The organism is Achromobacter sp. RT286_PF (genome assembly GCF_059760425.1).
Map to the genome: position 1 here is coordinate 61674 of NZ_JCBAMR010000025.1, position 19666 is coordinate 81339.

14 protein-coding genes are annotated in these 19666 nt (G+C 65.2%); 8 read left to right on the top strand and 6 right to left on the bottom strand.

All coding sequences use genetic code 11. The annotated features are described in order from the left end of the window. Positions 1-78: 78 nt before the first annotated feature. The 3 genes from AC6LJY_RS18870 to argA form a co-directional block, all read right to left on the bottom strand. The gene (locus AC6LJY_RS18870; protein ID WP_498136540.1) at positions 79-2028 is read right to left on the bottom strand and encodes a phosphocholine-specific phospholipase C; all 1950 of its coding nucleotides are present in this window, start codon (positions 2026-2028) and stop codon (positions 79-81) included. Positions 2029-2164: 136 nt separating this feature from the next. Further along, on the bottom strand, positions 2165-2437 hold the full coding sequence (locus tag AC6LJY_RS18875) for an oxidative damage protection protein (RefSeq protein WP_006218476.1): 273 nt from the start codon (positions 2435-2437) through the stop codon (positions 2165-2167). A gap of 113 nt (positions 2438-2550) precedes the next feature. Beyond that, a complete protein-coding gene (gene argA / locus AC6LJY_RS18880) occupies positions 2551-3909 on the bottom strand; it encodes an amino-acid N-acetyltransferase (RefSeq protein WP_046805463.1) in 1359 nt (452 codons plus the stop codon). Between the two features lie 217 nt (positions 3910-4126). On the opposite strand from argA, the gene hrpA reads away from it, so the two are divergent. Then, the gene (gene hrpA, locus AC6LJY_RS18885; protein ID WP_498136541.1) at positions 4127-8212 is read left to right on the top strand and encodes an ATP-dependent RNA helicase HrpA; all 4086 of its coding nucleotides are present in this window, start codon (positions 4127-4129) and stop codon (positions 8210-8212) included. 86 nt (positions 8213-8298) lie between these two features. On the opposite strand, the gene lpxO is transcribed toward hrpA, so the two are convergent. Continuing rightward, positions 8299-9198 carry a lipid A hydroxylase LpxO gene (gene lpxO, locus AC6LJY_RS18890; protein WP_046807751.1) on the bottom strand — a complete coding sequence of 300 codons (900 nt, stop codon included), beginning with the start codon at positions 9196-9198 and terminating at the stop codon, positions 8299-8301. A gap of 161 nt (positions 9199-9359) precedes the next feature. Here lpxO and dnaE point away from each other — a divergent pair, with 161 nt between their 5' ends. The 7 genes from dnaE to AC6LJY_RS18925 are packed head-to-tail and all read left to right on the top strand — an operon-like array spanning position 9360 to position 18530. Then, positions 9360-12851, top strand: a complete 3492-nt coding sequence (gene dnaE / locus AC6LJY_RS18895; RefSeq protein ID WP_104143301.1) for a DNA polymerase III subunit alpha — start codon at positions 9360-9362, stop codon at positions 12849-12851. Beyond that, on the top strand, positions 12851-13951 hold the full coding sequence (locus AC6LJY_RS18900; RefSeq protein WP_046807753.1) for a glycosyltransferase family 4 protein: 1101 nt from the start codon (positions 12851-12853) through the stop codon (positions 13949-13951). Before dnaE ends, AC6LJY_RS18900 begins: the two co-directional genes overlap by 1 nt. Further along, positions 13948-14796 (top strand): polysaccharide deacetylase family protein, encoded by an 849-nt coding sequence (locus tag AC6LJY_RS18905; protein ID WP_314365532.1) that lies wholly within the window; start codon positions 13948-13950, stop codon positions 14794-14796. The genes AC6LJY_RS18900 and AC6LJY_RS18905 overlap by 4 nt, the downstream gene beginning before the upstream one ends. Beyond that, positions 14793-15545, top strand: a complete 753-nt coding sequence (locus tag AC6LJY_RS18910) for a glycosyltransferase family 2 protein (protein WP_046807755.1) — start codon at positions 14793-14795, stop codon at positions 15543-15545. Before AC6LJY_RS18905 ends, AC6LJY_RS18910 begins: the two co-directional genes overlap by 4 nt. After that, the gene (locus AC6LJY_RS18915; RefSeq protein ID WP_219992013.1) at positions 15542-16666 is read left to right on the top strand and encodes a glycosyltransferase family 4 protein; all 1125 of its coding nucleotides are present in this window, start codon (positions 15542-15544) and stop codon (positions 16664-16666) included. The genes AC6LJY_RS18910 and AC6LJY_RS18915 overlap by 4 nt, the downstream gene beginning before the upstream one ends. Positions 16667-16675: 9 nt before the next feature. After that, positions 16676-17401 (top strand): polysaccharide deacetylase family protein, encoded by a 726-nt coding sequence (locus AC6LJY_RS18920; RefSeq protein WP_143215596.1) that lies wholly within the window; start codon positions 16676-16678, stop codon positions 17399-17401. Beyond that, positions 17376-18530, top strand: a complete 1155-nt coding sequence (locus tag AC6LJY_RS18925) for a glycosyltransferase family 4 protein (protein WP_104143307.1) — start codon at positions 17376-17378, stop codon at positions 18528-18530. Before AC6LJY_RS18920 ends, AC6LJY_RS18925 begins: the two co-directional genes overlap by 26 nt. Positions 18531-18607: 77 nt before the next feature. On the opposite strand, the gene AC6LJY_RS18930 is transcribed toward AC6LJY_RS18925, so the two are convergent. Continuing rightward, positions 18608-18889, bottom strand: coding sequence for a YkgJ family cysteine cluster protein (locus AC6LJY_RS18930; protein ID WP_370638755.1), 282 nt, complete (start codon positions 18887-18889; stop codon positions 18608-18610). Next, complete coding sequence (locus AC6LJY_RS18935) at positions 18886-19650, bottom strand: YdcF family protein (protein ID WP_046807760.1); 765 nt, start codon at positions 19648-19650, stop codon at positions 18886-18888. Before AC6LJY_RS18935 ends, AC6LJY_RS18930 begins: the two co-directional genes overlap by 4 nt. Positions 19651-19666: the final 16 nt, after the last annotated feature.

Here is a 19666-nt window from a genome sequence, read left to right on the forward strand (position 1 = left end):
GCCACGCAGGCGAATAGAAAAACCCGGCACATCGCGCCGGGTTTTTTTATGGCCTGCATCGCACTGCGGCGCACCGCGCTACAGCGGCAGCACGGCGCCCTGGCATAGCCGGGGGTCGGGCACGCCGGGCTTGCCGGCGTCGATACGCCCCGCAAGCCTGCGCCCGAAAGCCGGCAGGGCAGGCGCACTGACCTGCACGTCGAACCAACCTTCGCAGCCCACGTACTTCAGCTCCAATGCGCCGCCCGCCTGCACGTGCGCCATCGTGCGCCAACCGTCGCCCATGTTCGATTCCAGCTTGACGGGCTGCGGCGTTTCGCTGTGGTTGACCAGCCGGATGCGCAGGCCTGAAGTCACCGGCACCAGCTGCGCTTCCAGCGTGCCGGCATCTTGCGCATCGCCCTTGAATTGGCGATGGAAGCCGTCCGGACCCAGTAGCCATAGATCGTAGGCGCCGCCCGTGCCCAGGCGCCAACCATCGTCCAGCCGGGCGCCGGGGCCGATGGTGTAGCGACGGGGCGCGCGCGCCAGGTCAAGGCGATCGTAGACGTGCAGCACAGCCGCCGCGCTGCCGGGGTTGCGCAGGGTCAGCCGATAGTGTTCGGCGTCGGCGGTCATGCGGCCCACGGCTTCCAGCGCGTACGGCAGGGCGCAGGCGTGGCGGTTGCTGTCGGGATGATGCGGGCCCCGGTCGCCGCCGAAATCGAAAGCGGATGTCAGGTCGCCCGCCACGGCCCGCCGCCATGCGCTGATGTTGGGTTCGGCCACGCCAAAGCGCGCTTCCAGAAAGCGGATCACCGAGGTGTGATCGAACACCTGCGAATTGACCCAGCCGCCTCGGCTCCAGGGCGAAACCACCAGCATCGGCACGCGCGGCCCCAGCCCGAAAGCGCGGCCGTGCAGGGCGGCAGGATCTTCCGGCGCGGCGCTGGGTCCGCATCGGGCATCGTGGTATTCGCCGTCCAGTTCCACCGTGGACAGGCCGCCCGAATAGCCATCGTCGTGGCGCGCGGGGGGCGCCGGCGGCGGTGCATGGTCGAAGAAGCAATCGTTTTCGTCATAGGTAACGAGGAAAACGCAGCGGCTCCAGGTGTCGGGGTTGCCGGTCAGGATGTCCAGCACGCGCTCGGTGTAGGCGCCGCCCTGCCTGGGCGACGACACTTCGGGATGTTCCGAATCGGCCGTGGGCGCGATGATCCACGACACGGCCGGCAACTGGCCGGTGGCCACGTCGCGCGCCAGGTCATCCAGCGTGTGGGTGGACAAGGCGTGGTCGCGCAGCGGCGCCGATTCGGCGCTGCTGGCGTAGGCTTGGCGATACTGCCGGAAGCCTGCCAGCGGATTGTCGTGAAAGTTGTCGGCCATGTCCTGGTAGATGCGCCAGTCCACGCCGGCGTCTTGCAGGCGTTCGGGGTAGGTGGTCCAGCCATAGCCTTCTGTGGCTGGCCCCAGCCGGTCGTAGGTGTTCACCAGCGCCGGGCCGCCGGCGGTGCCGGTGGGGTCATTCGTGCCCGTCCACAGGAACAGGCGGTTGGGATTGGTGCCCGCGTGCAATGAACAGTGGTAGGCGTCGCACACCGTGAATGCGTTGGCCAGGGCGGTCTGGAACGGCACGTCCTGGCTGGTGTAGGCGCCCAGCCCCAGGCGGCCCTTGGCCGGCAGCCAGTGGTCCATGCGGCCGTCGTTCCAGGCGTCTTGCGCATCCAGCCAAGTGTGCGGCGTGATATAGCCGACGGGCGTGTCGCTGGCATGTTCAGCGCGCAGCGCATAAGGGCGGCAGGTGGCCGCGCCATCGGTCTGCGTCAGCACGTTGCCGGCGATGGTGGGCACGGGATGCGGATCGGCAAAGCCTCGCACGCCAGGCAGTGTGCCGAAATAATGATCGAACGACCGGTTTTCCTGCATCAGGATGACAACGTGCCGGACATCGCGCAGCGTACCCGTCTGGCGATCGGGTTCGATCTGCATGGCGCGCTGAATGGACGACGGCGGATCGGCGGGGAGAGGCAAGCGCGATTCTTCTTTCATGACAGCATTAATACGGCCGGCAAACTTCGATCTTAAGGGCAGCTTCAGCTTGCGTGTCCGTGATCACGCGACAGCGAGCCAAAATGCAAAGCCCCTCGCGAACGAGGGGCTTCGTGATGGGCCGCGGAGTGCCGGATCAGGCCGACGGCGGAACGTAGCCGTGGGCTTCGACGGTGCCGTCTTCGAACAGGAAGCGCTCCATCTGTTCTTTCAGGTACTTGCGGGCGCGGGCGTCAGCCAGGTTCAGGCGGTTTTCATTGACCAGGCGCGTCTGGATGGCTTTCCATTCTTCCCAGGCTTCCTTGGAAATGCTCTGCCAGATCTTCGTGCCGAGTTCACCGGGGTAGGGGGGGAAATCCAGCCCTTCGGCTTCACGCTTCAATTTCACACAGTTGACGATACGGGACATGGTTCGCTGCCGAATAAGGAATAACGCCGTATTTTAGCGGGCTTGGCGCGGCTAGGGCGCCAAGCCCCTTCGAACGCTGGGGACGGTACGGTGGGAACGCCCCGCCGGCAGCGTTACAGCTTCTTGATGAAGACGAGGCTGTTGCGCGATCGGTTGTAGTTGTTCTGCTTTTCACGCGGCAGGTCGGCAATGCCGCCCTGCACGAAGCCGCGCTTCATGAACCAGTGCGACGTGCGTGTGGTCAGCACGAACAAGCGCTTGGCGCCGGAAGCGCGTGCGCGGGACTCCATATGGCGCAGCAGGATTTCGCCTTCGCCCGAGCCTTGCCATTCCGGATGCACGATCAGGCAGGCCATCTCGGCCATCTGTTCGTCGGCAAAGGTGTGCAGCGCCGCGCAGCCGTAGATGACGCCGTCGTGCTCCAGCACGGTGAAGTTTTCTACGTCGCGCTCGATCACGCTGCGCGGGCGCGGCACCAGCGTGCCGTCCGCTTCCAGCGGTTCGATCAGGCTGAGGATGGCGCCCACGTCGTCGATCGTGGCGGCGCGCAAATCGTCCAGCGTGTCTTCGACCACCATGGTGCCCACGCCGTCGTGGGTGAAGATTTCAAGCAGCACGCTGCCGTCCAGCGCAAAGGGCAGCAAGTGGGCGCGCGCCACGCCGCGCTTGACCGCCAGCGACGCGTATTGCAGGAAAGCGTGCGTTTCCTCGTCAAGTTCGCCGCCGGCCAGCAACGCGTCGGCATCCACGCGCGCCAGTTCGGTGTCCAGCGTGCCGTCATCGTTCAGCACGCCTTGCGAGGTCGACAGGAAGATCAGTTTTTCAGCGCGCAGGGCCACGGCGACGCTGGTGGCCAGGTCTTCCATGGCCAGGTTGAACGCGTCGCCCGTCGGCGAGAAGCCCAGGGGCGACAGCAGCACCACGGACGAGCCTTTTTCGATGGCGAACTTCAATGCCTCGACGTCGATCTTGCGGACCTGGCCGGTGTGCTTGTAGTCCACCCCTTCGAGCACGCCGGTGGGGCGGGCGGTGACGAAGTTGCCGGAAATGACGCGGATGTGCGCATGCGACATCGGCGTGTTGGGCAGGCCCTGGCTGAACGCGGCTTCGATGTCCAGGCGGATTTCGCCCGCGGCTTCCTTGGCGCATTCCAGCGCGGCCGCGTCGGTGGGGGCCAGGCCACGGTCGAACTGCTGGGTGTAGCCCTTCAGGCGCAGCTGTTCATTGACCTGGGGCCGGGACCCGTGCACCAGCACCAGCCGGATGCCCAGGGACGACAGCAGCGACAAGTCCTGCACCAGCGCATTGAGCGCGCCGGCCTGAACCAGTTCGCCGCCAAACGCCACCACGAACGTCTTGCCTCGGAATGCATGCACATAGGGCGCCACGTCTCGAAACCATCGGACGAATTGGGCGGGTGCGAATTCCGGGGCTTCAAGGGCGGAGACGGTGTCTGGTTCCAGGTCGGGCATGATGGGCGGAGGGATTCCTGAGAGTCGGTAAAAACGCGGCGCCTTGCCGCGTCATAGCGCCGTCGCATGACGGCGTGGCGAAATTATATGGCCCACGGGATGGGGCGCAGGCGGAAAATCAAGGCTAATTTAGTGCCGGATTTCGATGCGTTCCCAAGGGGGCGCCGGCAGGGGCGCCAGAGAAATTTATAATGCCGGGCTAACCGGACTATCGTACATGCCTGATTCATCTCGCCCGCGGGCGCCCAAAGCGGCTTCCCCGGGGGCCCCCGACGCGCCTGCCGCCCCGGCCGAGGCCGCCCGCGCGCCCCGCCGGCCCGCAAGGCCAGCGTCCGCCGAACGTCCTGAACGCCCGGCGCGCGTAGAGCGTCCCGAACGTCCCGAACGTCCCGAGCGTCCCGAGCGGCCTGCCCGCGCGGAGCGCCCCGCACGCCCCGAGCGGCCGCCGCGCGCGGATCGCCCCGAGCGGCCGATTCCTGCCGTGACCTACCCCGAAGACCTGCCCGTCAGTGCGCGGCGGCAGGAGATCGCGCGTGCGATCGCGGGCCATCAGGTTGTGATCGTCAGCGGGGAAACCGGCTCGGGCAAGACCACGCAGCTGCCCAAGATCTGCCTGGAACTGGGCCGGGGCCGTCAGAAGATGATCGGCCATACCCAGCCCCGACGCCTGGCCGCCACCTCGGTCGCCAAGCGCATTGCCGAAGAGCTGAACACGCCCCTGGGCGAAGTGGTGGGCTACCAGGTGCGTTTTAACGACCGCACCGGCCCCAACGCGTCCATCAAGCTGATGACCGACGGCATCTTGCTGGCCGAGTCGCAGCGCGATCCGCTTTTGCGCCGCTACGACACCATCATCATCGACGAGGCGCACGAACGTAGCCTGAACATCGATTTCCTGCTGGGCTATCTGAAGCAGCTGCTGCCGCGCCGCCCGGACCTGAAACTGATCATCACGTCGGCCACCATCGATGCCGACCGCTTTGCCAAGCACTTTGCCGCCTCGGAAGACAAGCCCGCCCCGGTCATCGAGGTGTCGGGCCGGCTGTACCCGGTGGAAGTGCGCTATCGCCCCGTGCGGGAAGAACCGGCCGAAGACGCCGCCGCGCCCGCCGCCAAGCCGGGCCGCGACCGCGAACGCATGTCGGGCGACGAAGAACGCGACCTGATCGACGCCATAGTCGACGCCGTGGACGAGTGCGCACGGCACGGCCCGGGCGACGTGCTGGTGTTCTTGCCCGGCGAGCGCGAGATCCGCGAATCCGCCGAAGCGCTGCGCAAGCGCCATCCGGCCGGCACCGAAGTGCTGCCGCTGTACGCGCGGCTATCGCAGGCCGAGCAGGAACAGATCTTCCACCCGCGCACGAATGCGCGGCGCATCGTGCTGGCCACCAACGTGGCCGAGACCTCGCTGACGGTGCCCGGCATCCGCTTCGTGGTCGATAGCGGGCTGGCGCGCATCAAGCGCTATTCGTGGCGCAACAAGGTTGAACAGCTGCGCATCGAGCCCATCAGCCGCGCGTCGGCCAACCAGCGCGCCGGCCGCTGCGGCCGCGTGGGGCCGGGCCTGTGCATCCGACTCTACGACGAGCTGGACTTCAATAACCGGGCGCCGTTCACCGACCCGGAAGTGCTGCGCTCGTCGCTGGCGTCCGTCATCCTGCGGATGAAGTCGCTGAAGCTGGACGATATCGAACAGTTTCCGTTCGTCGAGGCGCCGCCGGGCCGCGCGGTGGCCGACGGCTACCATCTGCTGCAAGAGCTGGGCGCCATCGAACTGGCCTCCGCTTCCGACGACGAAGGAGACGGCGAGGCGACCCGCACCGGCGCGTCGTTCGTGCTGACCGAAACCGGCCATGAACTGGCCAAGCTGCCGGTCGACCCGCGCATCGGCCGCATGATCCTGGCCGCGCGCGAACACCAATGCCTGGCCGAAATGCTGATCATCGCCTCGGCCCTGTCGGTGCAGGACGCGCGCGACCGCCCCATGCAAGAGCGCGAAGCCGCCGAGGCCGCGCACGCCAAGTTCGCCGATGACAAATCGGAGTTCATTTCTTTCCTGAAGTTGTGGCGCTGGTATGGCGAACAGGTGCAGCACAAGGCGTCCCAGCGCAAGCTGGTGGGCTTGTTGCGGCAGAACTTCCTGTCGCCGATCCGGCTGCGCGAATGGCACGACGTGCACACGCAACTGGCCGCGCTGGTGGGCGAGCAGGGCTGGCGCGTGAACCAGGCGGAAGCCACCTACGAACAGCTGCATCTGGCGCTGCTGTCCGGCCTGTTGGGCAATATCGGCTTCAAAAGCGATGAAGGCGGCCACTATCAGGGCGCGCGCGAAATCCGCTTCCACATCCACCCGGGCTCGCGCCTGGTCAAGAAGGCCGGCCGCTGGATCATGGCGGCTGAATTGGTCGAGACCACGCGCCTGTATGCGCGCTGCGTGGCGCGGATCGACCCCGTGTGGCTGGAAAAGGTGGGCGCCCACCTGATTCGCAAGAATTGGTCGGACCCGCGTTGGGAAAAGAAGGCCGGGCAGGTGGTGGCCAATGAACGCGCCACGCTGTACGGCCTGACGATCTACACGGGCCGACGCATTCAATACGGGCGCGTCAACCCGACGCAGGCGCGCGAACTCTTTATCCGCCAGGCGCTGGTGCCCGGCGAGATCGACACGCGCCTGCCGTTCGTGGCGCACAACCGCAAGCTGATCGCCGGCATCGAAAAGCTGGAACATCAGACGCGTCGCCCCGACATTCTGGTGGACGACGAACTGATCTTCGCCTTCTACGACCGCCAACTGCCGGCGGATATCTCGCAGACGGCCACGCTGGAAAAGTGGGTGTCCAGCCTGGACAAGGCCGCCGCCGCCAAGCTGATGCTGACGCGCGACGAGCTCATGCGCCACGAAGCCGCGGGCGTCACCACCGATGTCTTCCCCAAAAAGGTGGAATGGCAGGGCGTGACGATGGCGCTGGACTATCACTTCGAGCCCGGTTCCCCGCGCGACGGCGTGACCCTGTCGGTGCCCTTGTTTGCGTTGAACCAGATCGACCCGGCGCGCTGCGAATGGCTCGTGCCCGGCATGCTCAAGGAAAAGGTCCACTTGCTGTTGAAGTCGTTGCCGCAAAAGCTGCGTCGCCATTGCGTGCCGTTGCCTGACTACGCGGCCGGCTTTTACGACCGCTGGTTTGAACGCCAGGCCGATCCGCAGCAAGGCTTGGTCGAGGCCATCATTGCCGACATGTGGGACCAGGTGCAGGTGCGTCCGGCCGTGGGCGACTTCAAGCTGGAAACCTTGCCCGCGCACTTGTTCATGAACTTCCGCGTGGTGGACGAACACGGTCGCATGCTGGCGGCCGGGCGCAACCTGGCGCAGTTGCGGGCTGAATTCGGCAAGCAGGCGCAGGCCACGTTCCAGCAACTGGCCGCCAGCGATACGCAGGTGGCCCAGGCGCTGGCGCACGAAAACCTGACGACGTGGTCGTTCGGCCCCTTGCCGGAAATCATGGAGATCAAGCGGCGTGGCCAGTCGGTGATCGGCTATCCCGCGCTGGTGGATCGCGGCACGCATTGCGACCTGGACGTTTTCGACGACCCTGACGAGGCGCGCAAGCATCACCGCGCCGGCCTGCTGCGGCTGTTCCGTCTGGGCCTGCGCGAGCAGGTCAAGTTCCTGGAAAAGAACCTGGCTGACCTGACCAAGATCAGCATGCTGTACATGACGCTGGGCACGCAGGAAGAATTGCGCGACCAGATCATCGACTGCGCACTGGGCCAGGCCTGCCTGGCCGAACCCTGGCCGGTGAACGAGCAGCAGTTCGATGCACGCCGCGCGGAAGGCAAGGGCAGGCTGGGGCTGTTGGCCCAGGAGGTTGCGCGGCTGGCCGGCGCGGTGCTGACCGAGTACGCCGCCGTGCAGCGCAAGCTGCCGCAAGCCAAGCCGCACGCGTCCGCCTACGCCGACCTGCAACAGCAATTAAGCGCGCTGATGCCCAAGTGGTTCATCCGCGACACGCCTTATGCCCAGTTGTCGCACTACCCGCGTTACCTGAAGGCCGCCGTGGCGCGTATCGACAAGCTGCGTGCCGACCCGGCGCGCGACGCCAAGCTGGTGGCCGAAATGGCGCCGCTGCTGACGCAATATCAGCGGGCACGGTCGGCGCTGAAGGGGGCGCCGGACCCGCGCCTGGACGAGTTCCGGTGGTTGCTTGAGGAATTGCGGGTGGCGTTGTTTGCCCAAGAGCTGCGCACGCCGATGCCGGTTTCGGTAAAGCGGCTGATGAAAAGCTGGGAATCGCTCAAGCGCTGAGGCTGGCTTGAGGGGGGCTTGTGGGGGGCTTGAGAGGGGCTTGAGAGGGGCGGGTGGCGCGGGCCACCCGCCGATAGCGTCTGGCCTTACAGGGCGATAAAGCCCACGATCACCAGCGCAATCAAGCCGTACTTGGTGGCCTTGTAGACCGTGCGGTTCCAGTTCTTGAACGCCTTGCGCTTTTGGTCGATGACCCAGTGCGCATGCGTCAGCCGGTTGATGGCGCCGGTTTGGTCGCCGCCGTCGTTGGGCGAGCTGGCCGCCGACATCACCACGCGTCCGAACCAGCGGTTGAACGCTTCGGCCCAGCGCCATTTCAGCGGCCGTTCGACGTCGCAGAACAGAATGATGCGGTTTTGTTCCGAGTGGTTGTAGGCCTCGTGCACGTAGGTTTCGTCGAACACGACGCTTTCGCCGTCGCGCCAGCTATAGGATTCGCCGTCGACGATGATGTGGCAGCGGTCATCGTTCGGGGTGACCAGGCCCAGGTGATAGCGCAGCGAGCCGGCGAACGGATCGCGATGCGGGTTCAACTGGCCGCCCGGGGGCAGCTCGGCGAACATGGCGGCCTTGACCTTGGGCAGCGTTTTCAGGATGGCAACGGTTTTGGGGCAGAGCTCTTCGGCGGACGGGTGGCGGGCGTCATACCACTTCAGGTAGAACCGCTTCCAGCCGTATTTGAAGAAAGAATTGAAGCCGATGTCGTTATGGGCGTCCGCGGCCCGGATGCGCTGCATTTCCGCCATTTGCACGGCTTCGTCGCGTATCGTCTCCCAGTTGTCGTCCAGCACCTTCAGCTCGGCAATTTCGCTGGTCGTCAGGTACGGGGTGGGAGGCACGCGCGAGGCCAGCACCATGAAGGCATTGACGGGGGCGAGCAGCACCGAGTGGTCCAGCAGTTGCCGGCCCAGCGGCAGTTTGACTCGGCCTCGGAAGTGGGCGAACAGGATGGCGGCGAGCCAGATCCCGGGGATTAACCATTTCATACTTGAACGTCGTCCTGCGGCAGATAGGTCAGATCGACCTCGTATTGTTACACAAGCTTCCTGAGGTTCGCCTGACGGGTCCCTTCAGTTTCCATGCGGCGCCACGCTCAAAATTCCGGACGCAAGGGCTTGGACCGTGATCCCTGGGTACAATTCCCGCTATGTCCGAAGCCGTAACAAACCCGACCCCTTTTGTGCACCTGCGCGTCCACTCCGAGTTCTCGGTGGTGGACGGTATTGTGCGCATCCCCGACCTGATCAAGCGCGTGGCCAAGCTGGGCCAGCCCGCCGTGGCGCTGACCGATCTGTCCAACCTTTTTGGCCTGATCAAGTTCTATAAAGGCGCGCGCGGCGCGGGGGTCAAACCCATCGCCGGCTGTGACGTCTGGTTAAGCAACGACGATGACCCGGGCAAGCCATTCCGGCTGTTGTTGCTGGTGCGCAACCATCAGGGTTACCTGAATCTTTGCGAGCTGCTGTCCAAGGCGTTTCTGACGAACCAGGGCAAGGGGCGTGCCGAAATCCGCCGCGAATGGCTGCAAGGCCAGCAGGGCCTGATCGCGCTGTCGGGCGGCCGCATGGGCGACGTGGGCCAGGCGCTGGACGCCGGCAACGCCGTGTCGGCGCTGGCGCTGGCGCGCCAGTGGGCGCACCTGTTTCCGGGCAGTTACTACATTGAATTGCAGCGCGCGGGCATGGACGGCGACGAAGCCTACACGCAGGCCGCCATGCGCCTGGCGGGCGAAGCCGGGCTGCCCGTGGTGGCCACCCACCCGGTGCAATTCCTGGACGAATATGAATTCCAGGCGCACGAGGCCCGCGTCTGCATCGCCGAAGGCGAAATCCTGGCCAACCCGCGCCGCGTGCGCCGGTTCACCAAAGAGCAGTATTTGCTCAGTTCGGAAGAAATGGCGCGGCGCTTTGCCGACGTGCCCTCGGCGCTGGCCAACACGGTTGAAATCGCCAAGCGCTGCAACCTGAGCCTGGTGCTGGGCAAGCCGCGCCTGCCCAATTTCCCCACGCCCGACGGCGTGACGCTGGACGACTACCTGGTCCAGTTGTCGGAAGAGGGCCTGGAAAAGCGCATGGCTTTTTTGTTCCCCGACGAAGCCGAACGCGAAGCCAAGCGCGAGCAGTACTACGAGCGCCTGCGCTGGGAATGCAAGACCATCATCCAGATGGGCTTTCCGGGCTACTTCCTGATCGTTCAAGACTTCATCAACTGGGGCAAGAACAACGGCGTGCCCGTCGGACCCGGCCGGGGCTCGGGCGCGGGTTCGTTGGTGGCCTATGCGCTGGGCATCACCGACCTGGACCCCATCCGCTATGACTTGCTGTTCGAGCGCTTCCTGAATCCCGAGCGGGTCTCCATGCCCGACTTCGATATCGACTTCTGCCAGGACAACCGCGAACGCGTCATTGACTACGTCAAGGAAAAATACGGCCGCGCCGCCGTCAGCCAGATCGCCACGTTCGGTACGCTGGGCGCCAAGGCCGTGGTGCGCGACGCCGGCCGCGTGCTGGACATGCCCTATATGTTCTGCGACGGGCTGTCCAAACTGATCCCGTTCAACCCGATGGACCCGTGGTCCCTGGAACGCACCCTGAAGGACGAACCGGCCTTCAAGGACCGCTACGAACAGGAAGAGGAAGTGCGCGCGCTGGTTGATCTGGCCAAGCCGCTGGAAGGCCTGACCCGCAACATCGGCATGCACGCGGGCGGCGTGTTGATCGCGCCGGGCAAGCTCACGGATTTCTGCCCGCTGTATTGCCAGCCGGGGCAGGAAAACAGCGCCGTCTCGCAGTTCGATAAAGACGACGTCGAAGCCGCCGGCCTGGTCAAGTTCGACTTTCTGGGCCTGCGCAACCTGACCATCCTGGATTGGGCCGTGCGCTACGTGCGCCAGTTCAACGAGGACAAGCGCGACTTCGACGTCATGGCGCTGGAACTGGACGACCCGGCCGCCTACAAGATCCTGTGCGACGCCAACACCACCGCCGTGTTCCAGCTGGAATCGCGCGGCATGAAAGAGCTGCTGAAGAAGCTGCGGCCGAACACGTTCGAAGACATCATCGCCATGCTGGCCCTGTATCGTCCGGGGCCGCTGGAATCGGGCATGGTGGACGACTTCGTCAACCGCAAGCACGGCCGGGCCGCGGTGGACTACTTCCACAACGATCTGGAAGGCACGCTGAAAAGCACCTACGGGGTCATCGTCTACCAAGAACAGGTGATGCTGATCTCGCAGATCATCGGCGGCTATTCGCTGGGCGGCGCCGACCTGCTGCGCCGCGCCATGGGCAAGAAAAAGCCCGAGGAAATGGCCAAGCACCGCGAATTGTTCGAGCAAGGCGCCAAGGAAAAGGGCCACGACCCGGACCTGGCCGTCAAGCTGTTCGACCTGATGGAAAAGTTCGCGGGATACGGCTTTAACAAGTCGCACTCGGCAGCCTATGCACTGATCTCGTACCAGACCGCGTGGCTCAAGGCTTATCACCCGACGGAGTTTTTGGCCGCCACCATGTCGTCCGATATGGACGACACGGACAAGGTCCAGATTTTCTGTCGCGACGCCCAGGACAACGGCGTTGAAGTGCTGCCGCCCGATGTCAATTTTTCGGGCTACCGCTTCGAACCCGTCAAGGACAAGTACACCGAAAAAGGCAAGCCGCCGCGCACAATGCGCTACGGCCTGGGCGCCGTCAAGGGCACGGGGCAGGGCGCCGTCGAAGACATCCTGCGCGCGCGCAAGGAAGGCGGCCCGTTCCTGAATCTGTTCGATTTCTGCCGCCGTGTGGGCAAGCAGGCCGTCAACCGCCGCACCATCGAAGCGCTGATCAAGGCCGGCGCGTTCGACACCATCGAACCGAACCGCGCGGCGATGCTGGCCTCGGTGCCTACGGCGATGGAAGCGGCCGAACAGGCCGCCCGCAGCGCCAACCAGGCATCGCTGTTCGGCGACGACAGCAGCGACGTGGTCGCGGGCGAACTGGCCAAGGTCGCGCCGTGGGACCTGCACAAGAAGCTGACGGAAGAGAAATCCGCGCTGGGCTACTACTACAGCGGCCACTTGTTCGACGCCTGGCGCGACGAAGTGCGCCGCATCGTGCCGATGCAGCTGGCGCGGGTGGAGCCGCAGCGTGACCTGCAATGGATGTGCGGCGTGCTGGCCAGCGTGCGGGTCATGATGACGCGGCGCGGCAAGATGGTGTTTGCCGTGCTGGATGACGGCACCGCGCAGGTCGAGATCTCGGTGTTCAACGAGCTCTACGAAAAGCATCGCAACCGCTTGCGCGAAGACCAGCTGGTCATCGTGCAAGGCAAGGTCAGCAACGACGATTACTCAGGCGGCATGCGCATCGTTGCCGAACAACTGTACGACTTGCAACTGGCCCGCGAAGCACGCGCCAAATCGCTGCGGGTCAAGCTGAACGGCACGGCGGACGCGGCGCGTTTGCGCCAGATGCTGAACCCGTTCCGCGCCGAACCGGAAAACGGTATCCCGGGCGTGCCCGTCGATATCGTCTATACCAAGAACAATTTTCTATGCACAGTGCGGCTGGGCGAAGAATGGCGCGTCCGCATGGCCGACACGCTACTTGAAAACCTGAACGCCTGGACCAAACCCGATGGAGTTGAGGTGACCTATTGATGCGAAGCCTGCGTATCGTGCATTCGGAAGCGGCTACCAGTTTCGGTGGCCAGGAAGGGCGAATCTTCAAGGAAATGACGGCCATGCGCGCGCGTGGTCACCATGTTGAAGCCATCGTCCAATCGCGGGCAATGCTGGTCGAACGTCTGACGGATGCCGGTTTTACCGTGCATAAAGTCGATATGGACGGGCCGGTAAATTACTTCAAGGGCGTGGCGGCCGTGCGCCGTATCCTGCGCGAGGGGCGGTTCGACGTGCTCAATACGCACAGCCGGCGCGATACCGTCATTGCGGCAATGGCCGGCCGGCTGGTCGGTACGCCGCTGATCGTGCGCACGCGGCACCTGTCGAACAAGGTCGGTTCGATGTGGTCCTACACGTGGCTGCCGCATCGCGTGACGACCGTGAGCGACCACGTGCGCAAGTACCTGATCCAGCGCGGCGTGCCCGCCAACAAGATCGCCACCGTCTATTCGCCCATCGTGCTGCCGGCCCCTGTCGAACGGTCCACGTTGCGTGACGAGCTGGGCTTGTCCGATGACGACGTGATCGTGGGCTGCGTGGCGGTCATGCGCGCCACCAAGGGCCACAAGGACCTCATCGACGCGATGGCGCCGCTGATGCAAAGCCGGCCCAAGCTGCACCTGGTGTTTGTGGGGGGCGGCTCGCCGGTGTTTGAGCAAACGCAGGAATACGTCGCCAAGCTGGGCTTGCAACACCGCATTCACCTGATGGGCATGCGGCGCGACGTGCCCAATCTGCTGGCCGGGTTCGACGTGTTCGCGCTGGCTACGCAGCAAGAGGCCTCGGGCACCGTCTACGTCGAAGCCCAGGCCAGCGGCCTGCCGGTGGTGGGCACCGATGTAGGCGGCGTATCCGAAATGTTCCGCAATGGCGAAACCGGCATCCTGGTCCCGCCCAAGAACCCGCAAGCCCTGGTCGACGCCTTGCAGCGCCTGATCGATGACCCGGCCCTGCGCCGCCAGATGGGCGACGCCGGCCGCAAGATGGTCTGGGAAGAAGCCGTGTTTTCGCCCGTGCGCCTGGCCGAAACCACCGAAGCCGTCTACCTGAAATGGCTGGCGGAACGCGCCGCATGAACGCGCCCAACGTCCCCGTGCTGATGTACCACCATGTCACCCCCGCGGGCGGCATGATCGCGGCGACGCCCGACGTGTTTGAAGCGCAGGTGTCGCGCCTGGCGCGCGCGGGTTATCAATCGCTGACGGCCGCGCAGTTTGCCGCCTACCTGGCGGGGCAGCCGGCGCCTGAGCGCTCGGTGCTGATCACCTTCGACGACGGCTATTTGAACAACTGGGTACACGCGCATCCGGTTCTGGCGCGCCACGGCATGCGCGCCGTGCTGTTCACCATCACGGGTTGGATCGGCGACGGCCCTGTGCGCGCGCACGCCGGTCAGGGCGGCGTGCTGCCGGCCACGCCCGACCACGACACCTGCAAGCAATGGGTGGCGGCCGGGCGGACGGACGACGCCATGCTGCGCTGGAGCGAAATCGAGGCGATGCAGGCGGCGGGCACGTTCGAATTCCATTCGCACACGCATACGCACACGCGCTGGGACAAAATCTGCGGCAACGATGTGGACGCCAAGCGCGAGCACATCGCCCGCGAGCTGCACGATTCCCGCCAGACGCTGGTGCAGCGTCTGGGCTCGGTCAGCAGCCACTTGTGCTGGCCGCAAGGCTATTTTGACGCCGACTACGTCGCCGCCGCGCGCCAGGCGGGTTTTGCGCACCTGTACACCACCGACCCTTTCGGGCAGAACACGCCCGGCGCGGACCCCGAACACATCTATCGCTTCGCCGTGCGCAATCAGGGCGGAAGCTGGCTAAACCGGCGCATCTGGTTGTCGCGCGACCCTTTTTGGGGCCCGCGTTATCACGCCTGGAAAGCCTGGAAAAAGCGTCTTAGGAATCGCGGATGAAGCTATCAGTCATCATCATCACCAAGAACGAAGCGGCCAACATCGCCGCCTGCCTGAAGTCCGTGTCCTTTGCCGACGAATTCATCGTGGTGGACTCGGGCAGCACCGACGGCACCGTCGAGCTGGCGCAGGCGCTGGGCGCGCGCGTCGAAGTCACGGCTGATTGGCCCGGCTTCGGCCCGCAGAAAAACCGCGCGCTGGACCTGGCCACGGGTGACTGGGTCTTGTCGATTGACGCCGATGAACGCGTGACGCCCGAACTGGCCCGCGAGATTCAGGACGTGCTGGCCAACCCGCGCGCCGATGCGTACGAGATTGCCCGTCTGTCCAATTTTTGCGGCAAGGACATTCGACATAGCGGCTGGTGGCCGGATTACGTGCTGCGCCTGTTCAAACGCGGCACGGCGCGCTTCACCGATGCCGCCGTGCACGAACGGGTGGTGCCGGCCAATGGCCAACCCTTGAAATTGCAGGGCTATTTCAACCACTATCCCTACGACAACCTGGACGCGCTGATCAACAAGGTCAATCGCTATTCGTCGGATGCCGCCGCCATGATGTACGCCAAGGGGCGCCGCACGTCGGTGTTCGGCGCGCTGGGCCACGGCTTCTGGACGTTCGTGCGCATCTACCTGATCCGGCGCGGTTTCCTGGATGGCCGGCACGGCCTGGTGCTGGCGGTGACGGCCGCGGCGGGCAGCTTCTTTCGCTATTCCAAGCTGATGTTCCTGGCCGAGAAGCAAAAGTGAAGATCCTGTACACGAACTTCCACGCGAACAACGGCGGGGGGCACGTCACCTACATCATCAATCTGGCAAAGGCGTTGGCGCGCGACCACGACATCACCGTGGCGGCGCCGCCCACCAGCCGGCTGTATCGCTACGCCCGCGCGATTCCCGGCGTGACGGTGGTGGACATGCTGTACACGACGCGCCCGTCGTCCTGGTTCAAGGACCGCGCAAAGTTGCGCCGCCTGATCAAGACCGGGCGTTTCGACATCATTCACGCCAATGGTTCGGCCGATCACAAGCAGGTCATGCTGGCGACGCTGGGCATGGCACGCCGGCCTCGCATCGTGTTTACCAAGCACAATGACCACCCGCTTTCCAGCTTTGGCCACAAGTTGCGCGTGGCGCTGGCCACGGACCACGGCATCGCCGTCAGCGATTACGTGCATGGACTGATGCAGCGCTCGCCCTACAGCAAGCGCCCCATCACCACGATACGCCACGGCGTTGACACTGACTTCTTCGCGCCGCCACCGCCCGAAAGCCTGGACAAGCTGCGTGCGCTGATCTTCGGGGAAGACTGGCAGGGCAAGCTGCTGCTGGGTAGCGCCGGCGGCACTGACTACGATAAGGGCTGGCTGGACCTGGTGGCCGCCGTGGCCGCGTTGCCGCCCGAAGACAAAGCGCGCGTGCTGCTGATGGTGGCGGGCGACCCGCCCAACGAGGCCAAGCTGGCTCGGGTGCGCGAGCTGGGCATGATCGACCAAGTGCGCTTTCCGGGCCTGCTGGACGACGTGCGCGCGTCGCTGGCGTCTTGCCACGCCGGCTTTGTCTTGTCGTATCGCGAAGCCCTGTCTTTCGCCTGCCGCGAAATCATGGCGCTGGGCCTGCCCGCGCTGGTGAGCGATGCCGGCGGCCTGCCGGAAAACGTGACTGACGGCGTCGACGGCTGGATCGTGCCGGTGCGGGACGTGCCCGCCATGACTGCCAAACTGCGTTTCATGCTGGACCATCCGGACACGGTGCGCGAGATGGGCGCGCGGGCGCGCGAAACCAGCTTGCGCGACTTCAATCTGCAACGTTTCGCGGCGGCCACAGTGGACGTCTACCAGCGTACGCTGGATGGACGTCGGGCTCTATAATCCGGTCCTATGTCTATTCCCATTCTCATGTACCACCAGATCGGCGAGCCCAATCCCAAGGGCACGCCGTTTCGTGGGCTGACGGTGCACCCCGACAGCTTCGCCCGCCAGATGCGCTGGATGCGTCGGCTGGGTTATCGCGGCTTGTCGATGCGCGACGTGATGCCCTATGTGCGCGGTGAACGGCAAGGCAAGGTATTCGGCATTACCTTCGACGACGGCTACCGCAACGTGCATCACAACGCGATGCCGATCTTGAGCGAGCTGGGCTTTACCGCCACCAACTATTTTGTTGCGCGCCAATTCGACGGCGGCAACGTCTGGGACTTGCAAAAAGGCATTCCTTTTTCGGCCCTGATGACCGTGAACGAAATGCGCGAATGGGCGCAGGCCGGCAACGAAGTGGGCTCGCACACGCTGGACCATGTGCATCTGCCCGAGCTTGCGCCCGACGAGGCGCGCCGCCAGATCGTGGAATCCAAGGATGAACTGGAACAAGCGCTGGGCGCGCCGGTTACCGCGTTTTGCTACCCCTATGGCGACCACGGCCCCGAGCATCGCGCCATGGCGCGCGAGGCCGGCTACGACAACGCCACGCTGACCCAACGCGGCCTGGCCGCGGCCTCGGATGATCCCTTCGGCTTGCCGCGTGTGACGGTGGCGCGTTCCACCAACATCATCCGTTTCCTGCAGAAGTGCCTGACCCGGTATGAAGACACCCGCCGGCGCCGTTGAGCGGCGGCTTCGCATCGCGCTGCTGGTGGACCGTTTCGGTAACCGCTTCGGTGGCGCCGAGGCTTACGGCGTGGAGCTGATGCGGGTGCTGGGCGAGCGTCACGACGTGTCCGTCGTTGCGCGCGATTTCGACAGCGATCTGCCGTTCGAGTTTCTGCCTGTGCGGTTTCCCGGGTGGCTGCCCAGTTGGATGCGGGTGCTGTATTTTGCCTGGCGCGCCGATCGGCTGACGCGCGGCCGGTTCGACATCGTGCATTCACACATGAACGGCTGGGCAGGCGAAATCCAGGTCATGCACGTGACGCCGGTGCGTTATAACCGCGTGGCGCGAGTCAACCCGGTGCAGGGGTTCCGCGCGTGGCTCAGCCCGCGCCTGGCCACCTATCTGCTGCTGGAGAAGCTGCGCGTGCGCCAGTCGCCCACGCGTCATGTGGTGGCCGTGTCCGGGCTGATCATGGACCAGCTGCACCGCAGTTATGGCCCACAGGTGAAGGTGGAAATCATCGCGCCGGGCGTCAAGCTGCCATCGCCTGATCTGGCGCTTCGCCGTGAAGCAACCCGCGCCCGTCTGGGCTGGGATGCCGACACCATCGGCTGCCTGCTGGTGGCAAGAAACCCGCTACGCAAGGGCCTGCCGGCGCTGCTGGACGCGCTGGCGCAGCTGCCGGCGCAATACAAGCTGCTGGTGGTGGGCGCCGATGACGCGACCCGCGACCGCGTGCGCGCAGCGGGCGGCATCGCCCACCGCGTAACGTTGATCGACCCCACGCCAGAAGTGGCCCAGTATTTCAGCGCGGCGGACATCTATGCGCATCCCACCCTGAACGACAGCTACGGCATGGCGCCGTTGGAAGCCATGTCGCACGGTTTGCCGGTGGTGGTGAGCTCGCCGGCTTACTGCGGGTTTGCGCAATACCTGTCCGCGGGTAAAGACGCGCTGATCCTGCAAGACCCGCGCGACGGAGCACAGCTTGCCCAGGCGCTGGAACGGCTGGGTTCGGAACCGGATCTGCGGGCGGCGTTGACCGAGCGCGGCCTGGCGATCGCGCGTGACCAAAGCTGGGAAACCGTGGCTGCTCGCTACGAGGCGCTATATGAAAAGGTGCTTGAAGCGCGGCAACAGGCTTGAAGCAGGCGCGGCGTTCGATAGTTTGCGATTGACGGCCGGCGATTGACGGCGGGCGATTGACCGCTGGCCGTTGACGGTCAATGGCCGGGCGCGGTGGCGCGTTCCAGGTCCGCCAGCCATCGCACCGCGTGCTCGCGGTCCGGGCCGCACATCTCTTGCTGGGGTTGCAGCCCACCACAGAAATCGGGGCGGGATGGCTGGCCGAAAATCGCGCAGCGCATGTCCGGCAGCAACTGAATACAGGGCACGCCGGCCGGCTTGCCCTGGGGCATGCCGGGAATCGGCCGAGTGATAGACGGGGCGATGCAGCATGCGCCGCAGCCCGCCCGGCAATCCAGGTTGGAAGCCGTCAGGCTCATACCCATCCGCGCAGCCAATAGACGAACAGGCCGGCGTATTCCTTGATGATGGAACGGCTGGCGTCGAAAGTGCGCTGGTCGGGCAGCCACGGCGACAGCGAACCGTCGGCCGGAGCGACGATTTGCGGCGGCGCGGGCGCGGCGATGGCTTCCACGCCTTGCTTGGAAAACGCCGCCATGGCGCGCGGCATGTGCAGCGCGGACGTCACCAGCAGCACCTTGGCGATGCCGCGCGATTTCAGCGCGTCTTCGGTCAAGGCCGCATTTTCGTAGGTGGTGCGGCTGCTGTTTTCCAGGATCAACGCCGATTCCGGTACCCCTTGCTGACGGATCGCATGCGCCATGCCGCGCGCTTCGCTGACGTCGCCTTCCAGCGCGCCACCGGACAATACGACCTTGGGCGCGCGTCCGGCCAGATACAGCTGGGCGGCCGTGTCCACGCGCACGACGGCGGTGTCTTTGTCATAGGGCAGGAACCAGTTGGCGCGGCCATTTGCGGTGTTGCCGCCCAGCACGACGATGGCGTCGGCGGTGGGGGAGTCCGCGGGGGGCAAGTGCGGATATCGGTTTTCAAGCGCGCCGCCCAGCCACAGCGAGGTCGCGGGCAGGGACCAGGCCAGCGCCCACAGCAAGCCCGCGGCGATGATGGCCGCGCCGGTCTTGCGCAGCCGGAACCATCCCAGCGCCAGACCGATGATGACCAGCGTCACGCACAAGTTGTAGGGAATGATCAGATTCGTAAGGTAGCTGGAAAAGGTCATGTCAAAACAATCCTGA